This window comes from Micromonospora sp. NPDC002575 (assembly GCF_042889525.1).
Lineage (GTDB): Bacteria > Actinomycetota > Actinomycetes > Mycobacteriales > Micromonosporaceae > Micromonospora > Micromonospora carbonacea.
Window position 1 is genome coordinate 559,930 of the sequence record NZ_JBIARA010000001.1, and the last position, 15,091, is coordinate 575,020.

Here is a 15,091-nt window from a genome sequence, read left to right on the forward strand (position 1 = left end):
TGACCGGTGCGGCTACGTCAGGCGACGTCGTTCGGCTACGTCAGGCGACGTTGACCGCGGTGTCGTCGACGACGAAGGACGTCTGGAGCGAGGCGTCCTCGGTGCCGGTGAACTTCAGGGTGACGGTCTGGCCGGCGTACGAGGCCAGCGAGAAGGACTTCAGCGAGTAACCGGTGGCCTTGTTCAGGTTCGAGTACGTGGCCAGGGTCGCCAGCACCGTCCCGGACGAGTTGAGCACCTGCACCGTGAGCTTGTCGTACTGGATGCTCGTGGTGCTCTCGGCCGAGTCGATGTGCAGCCAGAAGCTGAAGTTGTACGAGGCGCAGCCGGCCGGCAGGCTCACCGACTGGGCGAGCGTGTCGGTGTGGCTGCTGCCGTAGCCGTTCAGCCAGGCGCTGTAGCTGCCGGTGCGGGCGGGCTGGTCGGAGCCGTGCTGGGCGATGACGCCGGAGGTGGCCGTCCACACCGTGTTGCCGGACTCGAAGCCCGCGTTGCCGAGCTTCTGGCCCGCGCCGGTGCAGCCGCCGACGCCGCTCACCGTCAGCGTGTAGGTCGCCGTGTGGTTCACCGAGGTGCCGGTGCCGGTGACCGTGACGGCGTAGGTGCCCGCCGGGGTGCTGGCGCTGGTGGCGATGGTGAGGGTGGACGACGCGCCCGAGGTCACCGACGCCGGGCTGAACGACGCGGTCGCGCCGGAGGGCAGGCCGGACGCGGAGAGCGCCACGGTCTGCGCGGTGCCGCTGGTGGTGGCGGTGGCGACGCTGGTGCTGGCGGAGCCACCGGCGGTCACCGAGCCGGAGGTCGGCGAGAGCGTCACGGAGAAGTCGTTGCCGGTCGACGAGCAGGGCGCGTCGCTGCCGGCCACGTTCACCGCAGTCCACGCCGCCTGGACGGCCTTGTACTCCGTGGAGCAGCTGCCGTACAGGTCGGTGGCCGCCCGCAGGGTGTACGCCCGCGCGGTGTTCGCCGGGTTGCTGGTGTTGACGTACGACGTGTTGGAGGTGAAGTACACGTCGAGCGCGCGGAACCAGATCTTCTCCGCCTTGGCCCGGCCGATGCCGGTGACCGCCGGGGCGGAGCCGCAGACCGGCGAGGTGCCGTACGCGGTCGCGCCGGTGCCCTCGGCGAGGTTGAAGTAGAAGTGGTTGCCGACGCCGGAGGAGTAGTGCACGTCCTTGTTCTTGGTGCTGGTGGACCAGCACGAGTCGGACGAGCCGTCCAGCGACGGGTTGTACATGTAGCGCAGCGGGGTGCCGTTGCCGTTGATGTTGATCTTCTCACCGACCTGGTAGTCGCCCGGGTCGCTCGGCGCGTTGGCGTAGAACTCCACCATGTTGCCGAAGATGTCGCTGGTGGACTCGTTGAGGCCACCGGACTCGCCGGAGTAGACCAGGCCGGCGACGGCCTCGGTGACGCCGTGGCTCATCTCGTGGCCGGCCACGTCGAGGGAGACCAGCGGCCGGGAGTTGCCGGAGCCGTCGCCGTAGGTCATCCGGGAGCCGTCCCAGAAGGCGTTGACGTAGTTGTTGCCGTAGTGCACCCGGCTCGGCACGCCCCGGCCGTCGCCGAAGATGCCGTTGCGGCCGTGCACGTTCTTGAAGTAGTCGAACGTCTTGGCGGCCCCGAAGTGGGCGTCGACGGCGGCCGACTGCCGGTTGGAGTTGGCGCCGGTGCCCCAGACGTTGTCGGCGTCGGTGAAGGTGGTGCAGCTCGACGTGCCGTTGTTCATGTCGCAGGTGGTGCCGTTGCCGCGCACCGGGTCGATCAGCTGGTAGGTGCTGCCGGAGAGCGTGGTGTCGATGGCGACCGCGCCGGTGTAGATGCCGGTCCCGCTGCCGGCGACCGACTCGATCTCGTCGTACGAGCCGATGTGCGCGCCGGTGACGGCGTCGGTGATCACGTGCAGCTTCGACGGGGTCTGCTTGTCGGCCTTCCAGCCGGAGACGACGGTCTCCCAGGCCAGGCGGCCCTTGCCGGAGCTGGCGTCGACGAAGAGCTCCGGGGCGCCCACGGCGGTGAGCGAGCCGGAGAACTGCTTGCGCGCCGCCGCCTTGGCCTTGGCCGAGGTGACCTTCGGGCTGGTGCCGAGGGTCAACGGGGCCGCGAGGCCCACCGACGCGCCGGCGTACTGGCCGTTGGCCGTGGCGTGGATGACGAAGTCACCGCCGTAGACGCGCAGGCCGTGGTACGTGCGGGTGTAGCGGGTGTGCGAGGCACCGCTGCCGTCCACCTTGGTCCGGACGACCTGGTAAACCTCCGCGCCGGTGCCCTGCACGACGCCGGGGTTGGCGCGCAGGACCGAGTCGGCACGGGCCGCGGCGGCGGCGTCCGGGGTGGGGGCGGCGGGAGGGGCCGCTTGCGCCGTGGTGGTGACGCAGGCGAGCAGGCCGCCGGTGAGCAGCGCTGCGCTCGCAGCGGCGAGGGTTTTCTTCACGTGCCCTCCTGGCAAGGAATGTGTGACGGGGGTAGTCACGCATGTAGATATAGAGTCACATCAACCAAAGGGGAAGCCCGCAACCGCTATCCGACCCCAACACTGGCCGAACGGATGAGTAACGGCAGGTGACGGAACCGGGCCGAGTCCGGACACGTCCTACCAATATGAGATCGACTCTCCTCCGCGTCGCGGTCCTCGCCGCCGTCGTCACCGCCTCGCTGGCGTCGGCCGGGTGCTCCGCCGGAGACCCGAGCACCCCCACGTCGGCCCCCTCCGGCACCGCCACCGGGTCGGTCCCCGCCCCCACCGGGCCGACGCCCGCCCCGGGCAGCCCGGTGACCACCGGCCCGGCGCAGGCCACCGGCACCGTCGCCCCGGCCGCCGCCGCCCGCGTGGTGGTGCGGCGCTCCGGCGGCTACGGCGGACTGGACGACACCGTCACCGTCGAGCCGGACGGCCAATGGACGGCCGTCGACCGGGCCGGCGCACGGCGCACCGGCCGGTTCACCGGGGCCGACCTCGACCGGCTGCGGCAGCTCGCCGCCGCCCCCCGGATCGCCGAGGGCGGCACGGACGACGGGGACGGTCACTGCTCCGACGCCTTCGCCTACCGGGTCAGCGTCGGCGGCACCACGGTCGACTGGACCGACTGCCCGGTCGCGGGCACGCCGCCGCCGGCCGCGGCGGCGCTGGCCGAGTTCGTGCTCACGGCCGCCCGCTGACCCCCGGAGTCAGGAGCGGTAGGCCGCCGCCAGTCGCGGCCCGTCGACCCGCTCGGCCGGCGAACAGGCAGCCAGGAGCCTCGCGTACGCCGGGGGCAGGCCCGCCGGGTCGGTGTCGTGCGGCAGGTGGTCCCCGGCCAGCTCGGTGGCGTACACCGGGACACCGGGCAGCGAGCGGGCGACCAGCCCGGCGGTCTGCGCGGCCCGGGGCAGCGGCCCGTGGTGGACGGCGGCGCCGCCGGGCCGGTCCTGACCGTCGGCGGGCCGGTCCTGCTCGCCGTGCCGGGCCAGGAAGAGCAGGCGGCTCGCCATCCGTCACCTCACAGGTCGGGAGGCGCGATGCTAACCCGCGCCTCCCGACGCCCGCCGGCCCGGCCGGCCGGGCACGGGCTCAGCCGCGCGGGAACATCTGCCCGATGCGGATCTTGTTGCCGAACGGGTCCCGGATGCCGAAGTCGATGCCGTACGGGCGCTCGGTCGGCTCGTCGGTGATCTCCACGCCCTTCGCCACCAACTCCTTGTGCGTCTGGAGGGCGTCGTCGGTGGTCATGAAGAGGTAGCCGCCCAGCGCCCCCTTGGTGAGCAGCTCCCGCACCTGCTCGGCGGTCGCCGGGTCGAGGGCCGGCGGCCCGGGCTTCTCCAGCAGGATCTCCCGTTCCGGGTCGCCCGGCAGGTTCACCGTCAGCCAGCGCATGAAGCCGAGGTCGGCGTCGGTGTTGACCTCCATGCCGAGCTTGCCCACGTAGAAGTCGAGCGCCTCGTCCTGGTCGAGCACGTAGATCTGGGAGCGGCTGATCGCGTTCATCGTCATGCCCGAAACGCTATGCGACCGCCCTGACCTGGTGCTTATCCAAAACTGCTGGGTCGCGTCCAGGCCTTGGCGAAACAGGCGGGCACGTCCGTCGGGGCCCTTCCCCGGCGGTACGCCGTCGGCGGCTCGCCCACGATCCGGTGGAACGTCCGGCTGAACGTGCCGAGGCTGGCGAACCCCACCGCGAAGCAGATGTCGGTGACGTCCCGATCGGTCTGGGTCAGCAGGTACATGGCCCGCTCGACACGGCGGCGTTGCAGGTAGCGGTGCGGGGTCTCGCCGAAGGTCGCGCGGAAGGTGCGGATGAAGTGCGCCGGCGAGACGTGCGCGATCCGCGCCAGGGCGGGGACGTCCAGCGGCTGGGCGTACGACCGGTCCATGGCGTCGCGGGCGCGCAGCATCGCCCGGTTGGACTCCTCCACGGCGCGGCTCATCCCGACTCCGTCCGGCCCGGCGACGGGCCGGCGCCTCGCAGCACCCCTGCCTGCAGGGCTGACGGTGCCAGGCTAGCAACGAGGACGCAGGCAGCCGACGGGTGCGCACGCCGCGCCGACGCGGACGCCGCACCGGCTCGGCGTGCGCGATGGTCAGACCTTTGAGATGATCTGGAGAGCGACGGGAGCGAGGGGCTTGACGCCCGCGCCGGGACGCCCGCCGGGATTCGTCAGACGGCTGTCCCGGGACGGCGTCGCTGTCACGCCACCGGGACGGCCCGGCGGGACGCCGGAACCGCCTTGTGGGACTGGAGCCCCCGGCCGGGATCGAACCGGCGACATCTCGCTTACAAGGCGAGTGCTCTGGCCAGCTGAGCTACAGGGGCGCATCGTGCGTGGTCAGCATAAGCGACAGAGCTGCGAACATCCCCCTCGGCAGCCCCTCCGAGCACGGAAAACGCAATCTTTCCGGCCCCGGAGGCGGCAGTTCGTCGCCGGCCCGCCGCAACCGTGCGGAGATTGATGCCCGGCTGTGCCCGACTGACCGGAATGTGTATGCCGTCCGTCGCACCCGATGCTTCATGTCTTGGCAGGTTACGAAAAGCCGTTTACCGTGCAGTGACACGGATGACACTTCCGGCGGCCCCAGGCTGCCCGGCGTGTCGCCCGATGGCCGGCGTCACACGACGCCGGTCGCTCCTTCACTCGGATCGTCCGGCACGTTCCTGCCGGTGAAAGGAAGCGCTCCAGCATGGCTACGGTCACCTACGCGAAGGCGTCCCGCATCTACGCGGGCACCGAGCGTCCCGCAGTGAACCAGCTCGACCTCCAGATCGGGGACGGCGAGTTCCTGGTCCTGGTCGGCCCCTCCGGTTGCGGCAAGTCCACCAGCCTGCGCATGCTCGCCGGCCTGGAGGACGTCGACGACGGCGCGATCTACATCGACGACCGCGACGTCACCCACCTGCCGCCGAAGGCCCGCGACATCGCGATGGTCTTCCAGAACTACGCCCTCTACCCGCACATGTCGGTGTACGAGAACATGGCGTTCGCGCTGAAGCTGCGCAAGACCCCCAAGGACGAGATCGACCGGCGGGTCAAGGAGGCGGCCGGGCTGCTCCAGCTGGAGGAATACCTCAGCCGCAAGCCGAAGGCCCTCTCCGGCGGTCAGCGCCAGCGGGTCGCGATGGGCCGGGCGATCGTCCGCGAGCCGCAGGTCTTCCTCATGGACGAGCCGCTGTCGAACCTCGACGCCAAGCTCCGGGTGCAGACCCGCACCCAGATCGCGTCGCTGCAGGCGAAGCTCGGCATCACCACCGTCTACGTCACCCACGACCAGGTCGAGGCCATGACCATGGGCCACCGGGTGGCGGTCATGCTCGACGGCGTCCTCCAGCAGGTGGACACCCCCCGGGCGCTCTACGACACCCCGGCCAACGTCTTCGTCGCGGGCTTCATGGGCTCCCCCGCCATGAACATCAAGACCGTCCCGTTCGGCGAGCAGGGCGCGGCGTTCGCCGAGATGAACATCCCGCTGACCCGCGAGCAGGCCGAGGCGGCCCGCGCCGAGGGCGGCAACAACAAGGTCACCGTCGGGTTCCGCCCGGAGGACTGCGACCTGGTCAGCCCGACCGAGGGCGGCATGCCCGTCGTGGTCGAGCTGGTCGAGGACCTGGGCTCCGACGCGAACGTCTACGGCCACGCCGCGCTGGAGGGCCACAACGAGCGGTTCGTGGTCCGCACCGACCGGCGCACCATGCCGAACATGGGTGACACCGTGTTCGTCAAGCCGCGCGCCGGGCGCACCCACGTCTTCAACGCCGCCACCGGCAAGCGGATCTGACGCAGCAGCACGAAAGGGGGCGGTCCGCCGGGTGGCGGGCCGCCCTTTTCGCGTACGCCTGCCGGGGCCGGACGCGCGCCGGGCCGCCCCCTGGTGCGGGGACGGCCCGGCGCGTCGGTCGGGTGCGGCGGGTCAGGACTCCGCGGCCCGGCGGCGGGCCACCTCGGCGAGGGTGACCGCGGCGGCGACGCTGGCGTTGAGCGATTCCACCTCGGAGACCATCGGGATGCTCACCGTCAGGTCGCAGGTCTCGCCGACCAGCCGGGACAGCCCGCGCCCCTCGGAGCCGACGACCACGACCAGCGGGCCGACGGCGGCCTCCAGGTCGTACAGGTCGGTGTCGCCGTCGGCGTCCAGGCCGACGACCATGAACCCGGCGTCCTGGCACGCCTTCAGCGACCGGGTCAGGTTGGTGACCTGGGCGACGGGCACCCGCGCCGCCGCGCCCGCGCTGGTGCGCCAGGCGGTCGCCGTGATCCCGGCGGCCCGCCGCTCCGGCACGAACACGCCCTGCGCGCCGAACGCGGCGGCGGACCGGATCACCGCGCCGAGGTTGCGCGGGTCGGTGACCCCGTCGAGGGCCACCAGCAGCGGGGCCGTCTGTTCCAGCGCGGCGGCCACCAGGTCCTCGAACGGCTCGTACGCGAACGGCGGCACCTGGAGGCCGATGCCCTGGTGCAGCACCCCGCCCGTCATCCGGTCCAGCTCGGCCCGGCTGACCTCCAGGATGGCGATGCCCCGGTCGGCGGCGGTGCGGACGATCTCGGTCACCCGGTCGTCGATCTCGATGCCGTGGGCCGTGTAGAGCGCGGTGGCCGGCACCTGGGCGCGCAGCGACTCCAGCACCGGGTTGCGCCCGACCAGCAGCTCCGGGCTGTCCTTCGCCGGGTTGGACTTGCGGCCCGGCGCGACCCGGGGACCGCTGCGACCGGCCGCCTTGCCGCCCCGGCCACCGGCGCCGCCCCGGAGGGTCGGCACCCCCCGGCCGCCGCCCCTGCCCCAGGTGGTGTCCTTGGTGCCCGGCTTGCCGACCTTCGGGGTGCGCCCCTCCTCGGCCGCCGCCCGGCGCTCCTTGTCCTGCTTCCAGGCGGTGCGCTGGGGCAACTTCTCGGTGCCCGAGTAGGCCTTGTGCCAGGGACGCTCGTCGGCGGGCAGGGTCTTGCCCCGGCCCGCGAGGGCGTCCCGGTTCTTGCCGCCGGAGCCCTTGGGGGCGCCTGCCTTCGACGTCAGTCGCCGGCCACGGCGCTGCGAGTTGCCGGCCATCAGTCCTGCTCTCCAATAGTCCAACGGGGGCCCTGGGGGGTGTCCTCGACCACCACGCCGGCCAGCTTGAGCTGGTCGCGGACGGCGTCCGCGGCCGCCCAGTCCTTGCGGCTGCGGGCCTGCGCGCGCTGTTCCAGGGCCAGCGCGACCAGTGAGTCGACCACGCCGCGCAGTTCGTCCGCGCGACCGCCGCCGGTCCAGGTCTCGTCGAGGGGGTCGATACCGAGGATATCCAGCATCGCCCGCGCGGAGCCGAGCGTCGTGCGGACGGTCACATCGTCGCCGGTCGCCAGGGCGGTGTTGCCCTCCCGGAGCACCTCCTGGAGCACCGCGAGCGCGGCCGAGGTGTTCAGGTCGTCGTCCATGGCGGCGACGAAGCCGGCCGGCAGCTCGCCGAGCCCGCCGGGGCCGACCCGCTCGGCGGCCCGCTGGACGAACCCCTCGATCCGCCGGAAGCCGCTGGCCCACTCGCGCAGCGAGTCCTCGGTGTAGTCGATGTGCGAGCGGTAGTGCGCCGCCGCGTAGTAGTAGCGCAGCTCGATCGGGCGCACCCCGAGCGAGGCGACGTACGCCAGGTCGAGGGCGTTGCCGAGCGACTTGCCCATCTTCGCCCCGCCGATGCCGAGCAGCCCGTGGTGCACCCAGTAGCGGGCGAACGGCAGGCCCGCCGCCTGCGACTGGGCGATCTCGTTCTCGTGGTGCGGGAAGGTCAGGTCGAGCCCGCCGCCGTGGATGTCGAACTCCTCGCCCAGGTAGCGCCAGCACATCGCCGAGCACTCGATGTGCCAGCCGGGCCGCCCCCGGCCCCACGGCGACGGCCAGTAGGCGTCGGCCGGCTCGTCGGGCTTCACGCCCTTCCACAGGGCGAAGTCGCGCGGATCGCGCTTGCCCCGCTCCGGGGCGTCGTCGGCGGCCTGCATGGCGTCGGGCGACTGCCCGGACAGCGCCCCGTACGCCGGCCAGGACGCCACGTCGAAGTAGACGTCGCCGGAGCCGTCGGTGGCCGGGTAGGCGTGCCCGGTGTCGATCAGCTTCGCGATCAGCTCGTGCATCTCGGGGATGTGCCCGGTGGCCCGCGGCTCGTACGTCGGCGGCAACACGTTCAGTGACCGGTAGGCGGCGGTCAGCGCCCGCTCGTTGGCGTACGCGATCGACCAGAACGGCCGGTCCTGCTCGCAGGCCTTGACCAGGATCTTGTCGTCGATGTCGGTCAGGTTGCGGATGAACCGCACCTCGAAACCCCGGGCCAGCAGCCAGCGGCGCAGCACGTCGTAGTTGACGCCGGAGCGGAGGTGGCCGATGTGCGGGGGGCCTTGCAGGGTGAGACCACACAGGTAGACCCCCACCTTGCCGGCTTCCCGCGGGACGAAGTCCCGCACCGATCGGGTGGCGGTGTCATACAGGCGTAGCGTCACGGCTCCAGGGTAGCCGTCCACGCGTTACCGGTTCGCCCCGCGCCGGGTCGTCCGCCGCCCCGCGTACCCGTTCCGTCCCGCGCCGGGTCGTACGCTGCCCCTCGTGGATGAGGCGGCGCGGCAGGAGCGCACGACGACCCGGATCGACGACGGCACGCGCGGTGGCGAGCGCGGTGGCGAGCGCGGTGGCGAGCGCGGTGGCGAGCGCGGTGGCGAGCGCGGTGGCGAGCGCGGTGGCGAGCGCGGTGGTGAGCGCGGTGGTGAGACAGCCCAGACGCTGGACCGGGGGCTGCGGCTGCTGCACCTGGTCGCCGACGCGCCGGGCGGGCTGACCGTCACCGAGGCGGCCAACCGGCTGGGCATCGGCCGCGCGGCCGTCTACCGGCTGGTCGGTGCGCTCAGCGGGCACGGCATGGTGCGCCGCGACACCGACGGCCGGCTGCGGCTCGGCGCGGGCGTGCTGCACCTAGCCAGGAGGGCCCAGCCACTGCTCGCCGAGGGGGCGCTGCCCGCCCTGCGGCGGCTCGCCGAGCAGGCCGGCGCGACCGCGCACCTGACCGTCGTCGAGGGCGGCGAGGGGGTCGCCCTGGCGGTGGTGGAGCCGAGCTGGACGTCGCTGCACGTGGCGTACCGGACCGGCACGCGGCATCCGCTGGAGCGGGGGGCGGCCGGGCGGGCCATCCTCGCCGCCCGCGCGGGCTCCGCCGGCCCGGTGAGCACCAGCGGCGAGTTGCAGCCCGGGGCGTACGGCGTGGCCGCGCCGGTCCTCGGCGTGCCGGGGCTGGAGGCGAGCGTCGGCGTGGTGGCGCTGGCCCCGCTGGACCCGGAGTCGGTCGGCGAGCAGGTGCTCGCGGCGGCGGCGGCGATCAGCGAGGCGCTGGCCCCCTGACCCAGGCCCGCCCCGGCTCAGCCCGTCCGGCGAGGCCAGGCCAGGCCCGGCTCGGCCCGGCTCGGCCCGGCTCGGCCAGGCTGGGCCCGCCATGTCGGCGACATGGCGGTGTCCTCGCCGCCGGATACCCCCACGTCGCCGACATCGCGTCCCCGCTAGCACATCCGGCGGCGGGTTGGGCGGTTATCCACAGGGTGGGGAGCCGGCGGGGCGGCCGGTTGTCCACAGGGGTGTCGCGGGGCGTGCCGGGACGGTGACGCTGGTCGACATGCCCCCACAACCTTCCCGCCCCACTGCCCTGGCCCGGCAGGTCTTCCGTGGCTCGGAGGCCGTCCGACTCGGGCTGCTCAGCCGGCACCAGCTCCGCGGCGCGTCCTGGCTGCGCCTGCGTCAGGACGTGTACGCCGACGCCCGCCTCCACCGGGACCACGGGCTGGCCTGCCGCGCCGCCGTGCTGCGGTTGCCGCCCGAGGCGGTGCTCGCCGGCCCGTCGGCGGCCTACCTGCTCGGCGTCGTGCACGCCGCCTCGTTCACCGACGACGTGCACGTGCTCGTCCCCAGGTCGGCCCGGATCGACTCACAGCCCGGCATCCGGGTGCACACCCTCGGCGCTGCTCCGATGCTCCTGCCAGTGGGTGGCGGCCCGGCCAACCGACCGGGCGACGGCCGGACAACCGACGACCACCCACTCGACGACCGCACCGCCGACAGCCGGACGGATGCGACGGGGACCACCGCCGGCCCGGCCTTCGGTCCCGCAGCCGCCGGCCCGGTCTCGGTCGACGTGACCGCCGCCAGGCCGGGCACCGACAACGGGGCCGCCGGGCCGGGCACCGACGTTGGGGCCGCCGCCGGGCTGGGCATCATCGACGGGACCGCCGCCGGTGTCGGGGCCCTGCGGTGGACGCAGGCGGCCCAGGCCGCGTGGGAGACGGCCGTGTGGCTGGAGCCGTTCCGGGCGGTGGCGATCGTCGACAGCCTGCTCGGCCGAGGGCTGGTCACCCGGGGCGACCTGACGGCGGTCGCCGAGCACAACGCCGACCGGCCCGGCGGGCGGCGCGCCCGCTGGGTGTTCGGGCTGGCCGACGGCGGCGCGCAGTCGCCACCGGAGTCGCACCTGCGGCTCCGGCTGGTGCTAGCCGGCCTGCCCCGCCCCGTGACCCAGCACCCGGTCCGGCTCACGTCGGGTCTGGTCCTGCACCCCGACCTGGCCTGGCCGGCCTTCCGGGTCGCCGTCGAGTACGACGGGCACTGGCACGCCGACGCCGAGCAGTTGCACCGCGACCGCCAGCGGCTCAACCAGCTCGTCGGGGCGGGCTGGGTCGTGCTGCACGTGACCAGCCGCCGGCTACACCGGGACTTCCCCGGGGTGGCCCGCGAGGTGCGCGCCGCGCTGGTCGCCCGCGGCTGGCGGCCATGACCCGCCCCGACCCGGCCGCCTGGCCGAGCGGACGGGGCCGGAGCCCGACATACCGACGCGCCGGGGCCGAGGGGCGGGGTCGGGGAGCGGGGCGGGGGCGGGGCCGCGCCGCCATGTCGGCGACATCGCGCCATCCCAGCCCCCTGGACCCCGCCATGGCGCCGACATGGCGCGACACCAGCGCCGCGCGAGGCCGGCGACGCGCGAGGGCCCGGGCGACCGTGGTCGCCCGGGCCCTGCCGAGTGGATCCGGGTTGTCACATGCGGGTCGTCACCGCGGCGTACGCGTCGATGATGCCGTGACCGTAGAAGCCGTTGAACGTCGAGCTGCCGGCGCAGTAGGCGTCGAACTCGGCCGGCCGGCCCTCGTTGGTGTAGGTCTGCAGCCGGGGCTCCGGGCAGGCGCGCTCGGCGGCGGTGCGGTAGAGCTGCCGCTCCACCTTGTCGGGGTCCATGCCCAGACCGCCCTTGACCTTCTTGCCGTACTTGCTGACGATCAGCGCGGCGACGCCGCTGACGTGCGGCGACGCCATCGAGGTGCCCTGGAGGTAGGTGTAGTAGCCGCAGTCGCCGTTGGCCTTGCACTCCTTGAAGACCGACTCCTCGAAGCCGGCGACGATGTTGCCGTTCTCGTCGACGGAGCCCTCCTCCTGGAGGACGTGCTTCGGGTACGCGGAGAGGATCATGTTGGAGTCGAGGCGGTAGGTGTCGGTGCCGTACCCGTCGCGGAACCAGCCACCCGGCGCGGCGACGGCGATCTGCTCGGTGCCGTAGTTGGAGTAGTCGGCCTTCTTGCCGGACGGGCCGACCGCCGACACGCCGATCACGTGCGGGCCCTCCACCGGGAGGTCCCAGCAGCTCGCGTTGTCGATCGGCCGCTCGTACGGGTCGGCGCCGTAGTCGGGGCTGGAGAAGTCGGTACGCGGGGCGCCCAGGTCCTCGTGGTTGTTGCCGAGCGAGCCGACCAGGGTGACGCCCTTGCGGTGCGCGTAGTTGAGCGCGCGCGTCATGGCCTCGATGATCGCCCGCTGCTCGGCCTGCGCCTCCGGCGAGTCGGCCGGGTTGGCCGTGCAGTTGTAGAGCCACGGGTCGACATAGAACGACATGTTGACCACGTCCAGGCCGACCTTGCCGGCGTGCACCAGGGCGTTGACGACCGGGTCGAGGAAGAAGTAGCCGGAGTCCTGGCCGCCCTTGAGCTCGACCAGGGTCACGTTCGGGGCGACGCCGGAGAGGCCGAAGCCGTCGGCGGCGGCGCCGATGGTCCCGGCGACGTGGGTGCCGTGCCCGCCGTCGTCGGTGCCGACCGGGTCGAGGCAGCTCGCCACCTCGCACTCGCCGTCGACCTCGGGGATGTCGGGGGCGAAGTTGCGCGACAGTGACCAGCTGAAGTTCGCCGCCAGGTCGGGGTTGCTGGCGTCGAGGCCGGTGTCGAGGACGCCGACGGTGACCCGGCGGTCGCCCGGCTCCACCTTGCGCGCCTTGTCGGCCCGGATCATGCCGAGGCCCCAGAGCTTGTCGTCCAGGGGGTCCAGTTTCGCGCCCCGCTTGGCGGGAGCGCCCTTCGGCTTCGCCTTGGCCTTGGCCTGGGCGAGGAGGTGCTCCTGCTCGACCCGGTCGAGCTTCGGCTTGCGGCCGATGGCCTTCTTCTCGGCCGCGCCGAGCAGGGCGGCGTTCGCGGCGGCCCGGCTGGCGAAGTCGGCGCGGTCGCTGGTGACCTGGTACAGGCCGACCTCGTCGGTGCGGGACACGACCGTGCCGCCGGCGGCCTTGATCGCGGCGATCGCCGCGTCGGCGGAGACGCCGGACTCCGCCACGACGGTGAACTCCCGGGTCACGGTCGGCTCGGCATTCGCCGGGCCCACCACGCCGGTCACCGTGAGTGCCAACGCCGTTGCGGTTGCGACGGCACCGGCGGTGAAGCGCTTGCTCACCACATCAGATCCTCTCGTTGAGGGACGTGGCAGCCATCCCATACCACCGGGGGACGTTCCGCTAGATGGGAGTCCGTATTACACGGCAATCAGGCTTTCGTCGGTCCGCTGTCATCCAGCGCCGGCGGGTCCGCCGACCCGGCGGGCTCGCGGCCCCGCCCGGCCGGGTGGCCTACGCGCCGCTGGGTTCGACCCGGGCGTACCGGTCGAGCACGTCCGGCAGGGCGGCCAGCGTGGACACCTCCGCGTCGGCGGGCACGCCCTCGGGGCGGGGCAGCCCCGCCCGGTTGAGCCACACCGCCCGCATCCCGGCCCGCAGGGGCGCGACGACGTCGTGGCTCGGCGAGTCGCCGACGTACACGATCTGGCGCGGGGGCACCCCGGCGGCCTCCACCACGGCGGCGAAGAACTCCGGGGCGGGCTTCTTCGGCAGGCCGTTCTCGTGCGCGTACACCTCGAAGGTGAACTCGCCGGTGAGCCCGCAGCGTTCGGCGCGGCTGTTGCCGTTGGTGGCGTAGCCCAGCGTGTAGCGCGGGCGCAGGGCGGCGAGCGCGGGCAGCGCGTCGGGGAACGGTCGGGTGAGCGCGAAGCGCCGGGCGAAGAAGAGCGCCGAAAGGTCGTCGAGGTGCGCGTCGAGGCCGGCCCGGGCCAGCGACCGGGCCAGCGCGGCCCGCCGGATCTCGTTGACCGGCGCGGCGCTCAGCGCCCCGAAGACCGCACCCCAGTCCGACTCCAGGTCCGCGAGGCTGACCCCGGCCGCCGCCGGGGTCAGCCGCCGCATCTCCTCCAGTACGGCCACCAGCCCGCCGGTGACCGCCGGGCGCAGGTCGAGCAGGGTCTCGTCGGCGTCGAACACGACGTGGGTCAGCATGCCGGCAAGGGTGCCACCGAGAGGGCTCGCGGGCCACGTCGGCCCTGTTCGCGGGTGGTCATGCCTCGGCCGCGAGGGCGGGCTCGGCGGGGCGGGCGGGCGACCGGCCGGCGGCTCGCGCCTCGCGCAGCTCGTCGACCCGGACCAGGGCGACCCCGGCGACGATCAGGGCGCCACCGAGCAGCTGCACCATTCTCGGCAGCTCGCCCAGCACCAGCCAGGCGATGAGCACCGCGAACATCACCTCGGTCAGCCCGACGAACGACGCCAGCCGGGCACCGAGGAGCCGGGCCGCCGCGATCCCGGTCAGGTACGCGACGACCGCCGCGACCAGCGACAGGCCGGCGATGGGCACCAGCCAGCTCGTGCGCTGCCCCGCGAAGGTCACCTCACCGAAGGTGGCCCGCAGCGGCAGCGCCCCGGCGAGGCCGAGCACGAGCAGGGCCGCCGCGCCGACGCCCATGCCGGCGCTGGCCATCGTCACCGATGGCAGGCCGTCGTCGATCCGCCCGGCGATCACGAAGTAGCCGGCGAGGCCGACCGCCGCGCCCAGCCCCCAGAGCACGCCGGCCGGGTCGAGGCGACCGCCGCCGGTCACGTCCAGCACGGCGGGGAGGCCGGCGAGCGCGGCCACCGACCCGGCCACGGTGAGCCGGCGCGGGCGCTGCCCGTGGACCGCCCACATCCAGCCGACCACGAGGACGATGCCCAGGTATTCCAGCAGCAGCGCCACCCCGACCGGCAGGTAGCGGACGGCGTTGAAGAAGCACGCCTGCGCCACTGCGACGGCGAGCAGCCCGAACGCGCCCACGGAGGCGAGGTTGCGCCGCAGCACGTCCCACCGGCCGCGCAGGGCCAGCGCCGCCGGCACCGCGAGGACGGCCGCAGCGCTGCCGACCCGGGCGATCACCACGGCTTCCGCGGACCACCCGGCCTCGATCAGCGAGCGGGCGAAGGTGCCCGAGGTGGCGAAGGTGACCGCCGACAGCAGCGCCAGGCCGAGACCGACGCCGGTGGGTCGTTGACGCATCGACTCTCCCCGGATGTCATGA

Annotated in this window: 13 protein-coding genes and 1 tRNA gene; 4 read left to right on the plus strand and 10 right to left on the minus strand. The window is 73.5% G+C overall.

Annotated features, from left to right (window positions below; genetic code table 11):
• Positions 1–40: 40 nt before the first annotated feature.
• Positions 41–2,434, minus strand: a complete 2,394-nt coding sequence (locus ACFYWL_RS02545; RefSeq protein ID WP_386966230.1) for a M4 family metallopeptidase — start codon at positions 2,432–2,434, stop codon at positions 41–43.
• Positions 2,435–2,601: 167 nt separating this feature from the next.
• Here ACFYWL_RS02545 and ACFYWL_RS02550 point away from each other — a divergent pair, with 167 nt between their 5' ends.
• Positions 2,602–3,159 carry a hypothetical protein gene (locus tag ACFYWL_RS02550; RefSeq protein WP_386966234.1) on the plus strand — a complete coding sequence of 186 codons (558 nt, stop codon included), beginning with the start codon at positions 2,602–2,604 and terminating at the stop codon, positions 3,157–3,159.
• Between the two features lie 9 nt (positions 3,160–3,168).
• Here the strand turns inward: ACFYWL_RS02550 and ACFYWL_RS02555 are convergent, their stop codons facing one another.
• The 4 genes from ACFYWL_RS02555 to ACFYWL_RS02570 form a co-directional block, all read right to left on the minus strand.
• The gene (locus ACFYWL_RS02555; RefSeq protein ID WP_386966235.1) at positions 3,169–3,471 is read right to left on the minus strand and encodes a hypothetical protein; all 303 of its coding nucleotides are present in this window, start codon (positions 3,469–3,471) and stop codon (positions 3,169–3,171) included.
• A 79-nt stretch (positions 3,472–3,550) separates the two neighbouring features.
• Positions 3,551–3,970, minus strand: coding sequence for a VOC family protein (locus ACFYWL_RS02560; RefSeq protein ID WP_386966238.1), 420 nt, complete (start codon positions 3,968–3,970; stop codon positions 3,551–3,553).
• 35 nt (positions 3,971–4,005) lie between these two features.
• The gene (locus ACFYWL_RS02565) at positions 4,006–4,404 is read right to left on the minus strand and encodes a helix-turn-helix domain-containing protein (protein ID WP_386966240.1); all 399 of its coding nucleotides are present in this window, start codon (positions 4,402–4,404) and stop codon (positions 4,006–4,008) included.
• Positions 4,405–4,713: 309 nt separating this feature from the next.
• A tRNA-Thr gene (locus tag ACFYWL_RS02570) sits at positions 4,714–4,790 on the minus strand.
• A gap of 365 nt (positions 4,791–5,155) precedes the next feature.
• On the opposite strand from ACFYWL_RS02570, the gene ACFYWL_RS02575 reads away from it, so the two are divergent.
• The gene (locus tag ACFYWL_RS02575; protein ID WP_386966243.1) at positions 5,156–6,247 is read left to right on the plus strand and encodes an ABC transporter ATP-binding protein; all 1,092 of its coding nucleotides are present in this window, start codon (positions 5,156–5,158) and stop codon (positions 6,245–6,247) included.
• A gap of 132 nt (positions 6,248–6,379) precedes the next feature.
• Here ACFYWL_RS02575 and rlmB read toward each other — a convergent pair whose 3' ends face one another.
• Positions 6,380–7,510 carry a 23S rRNA (guanosine(2251)-2'-O)-methyltransferase RlmB gene (gene rlmB / locus ACFYWL_RS02580; protein WP_386966246.1) on the minus strand — a complete coding sequence of 377 codons (1,131 nt, stop codon included), beginning with the start codon at positions 7,508–7,510 and terminating at the stop codon, positions 6,380–6,382.
• Positions 7,510–8,925 (minus strand): cysteine--tRNA ligase, encoded by a 1,416-nt coding sequence (cysS, locus tag ACFYWL_RS02585; RefSeq protein WP_386966248.1) that lies wholly within the window; start codon positions 8,923–8,925, stop codon positions 7,510–7,512. The genes rlmB and cysS overlap by 1 nt, the downstream gene beginning before the upstream one ends.
• Before the next feature lie 277 nt (positions 8,926–9,202).
• Between cysS and ACFYWL_RS02590 the strand changes: the two genes are divergently transcribed.
• Together ACFYWL_RS02590 and ACFYWL_RS02595 are read left to right on the plus strand one after the other, a co-directional pair.
• Complete coding sequence (locus ACFYWL_RS02590; protein WP_386966751.1) at positions 9,203–9,814, plus strand: IclR family transcriptional regulator; 612 nt, start codon at positions 9,203–9,205, stop codon at positions 9,812–9,814.
• A 268-nt stretch (positions 9,815–10,082) separates the two neighbouring features.
• Entirely contained in the window at positions 10,083–11,234 is a 1,152-nt protein-coding gene (locus ACFYWL_RS02595) for a hypothetical protein (RefSeq protein WP_386966251.1), read from the plus strand.
• 257 nt (positions 11,235–11,491) lie between these two features.
• Here the strand turns inward: ACFYWL_RS02595 and ACFYWL_RS02600 are convergent, their stop codons facing one another.
• The 3 genes from ACFYWL_RS02600 to ACFYWL_RS02610 all read right to left on the minus strand — a co-directional run bounded on the left by ACFYWL_RS02600 (position 11,492) and on the right by ACFYWL_RS02610 (position 15,069).
• On the minus strand, positions 11,492–13,168 hold the full coding sequence (locus ACFYWL_RS02600) for a S8 family serine peptidase (RefSeq protein ID WP_386966254.1): 1,677 nt from the start codon (positions 13,166–13,168) through the stop codon (positions 11,492–11,494).
• A 172-nt stretch (positions 13,169–13,340) separates the two neighbouring features.
• Positions 13,341–14,039, minus strand: coding sequence for an HAD family hydrolase (locus ACFYWL_RS02605; RefSeq protein WP_386966257.1), 699 nt, complete (start codon positions 14,037–14,039; stop codon positions 13,341–13,343).
• A gap of 58 nt (positions 14,040–14,097) precedes the next feature.
• Entirely contained in the window at positions 14,098–15,069 is a 972-nt protein-coding gene (locus ACFYWL_RS02610) for a DMT family transporter (RefSeq protein WP_386966258.1), read from the minus strand.
• Positions 15,070–15,091 lie beyond the last annotated feature (22 nt).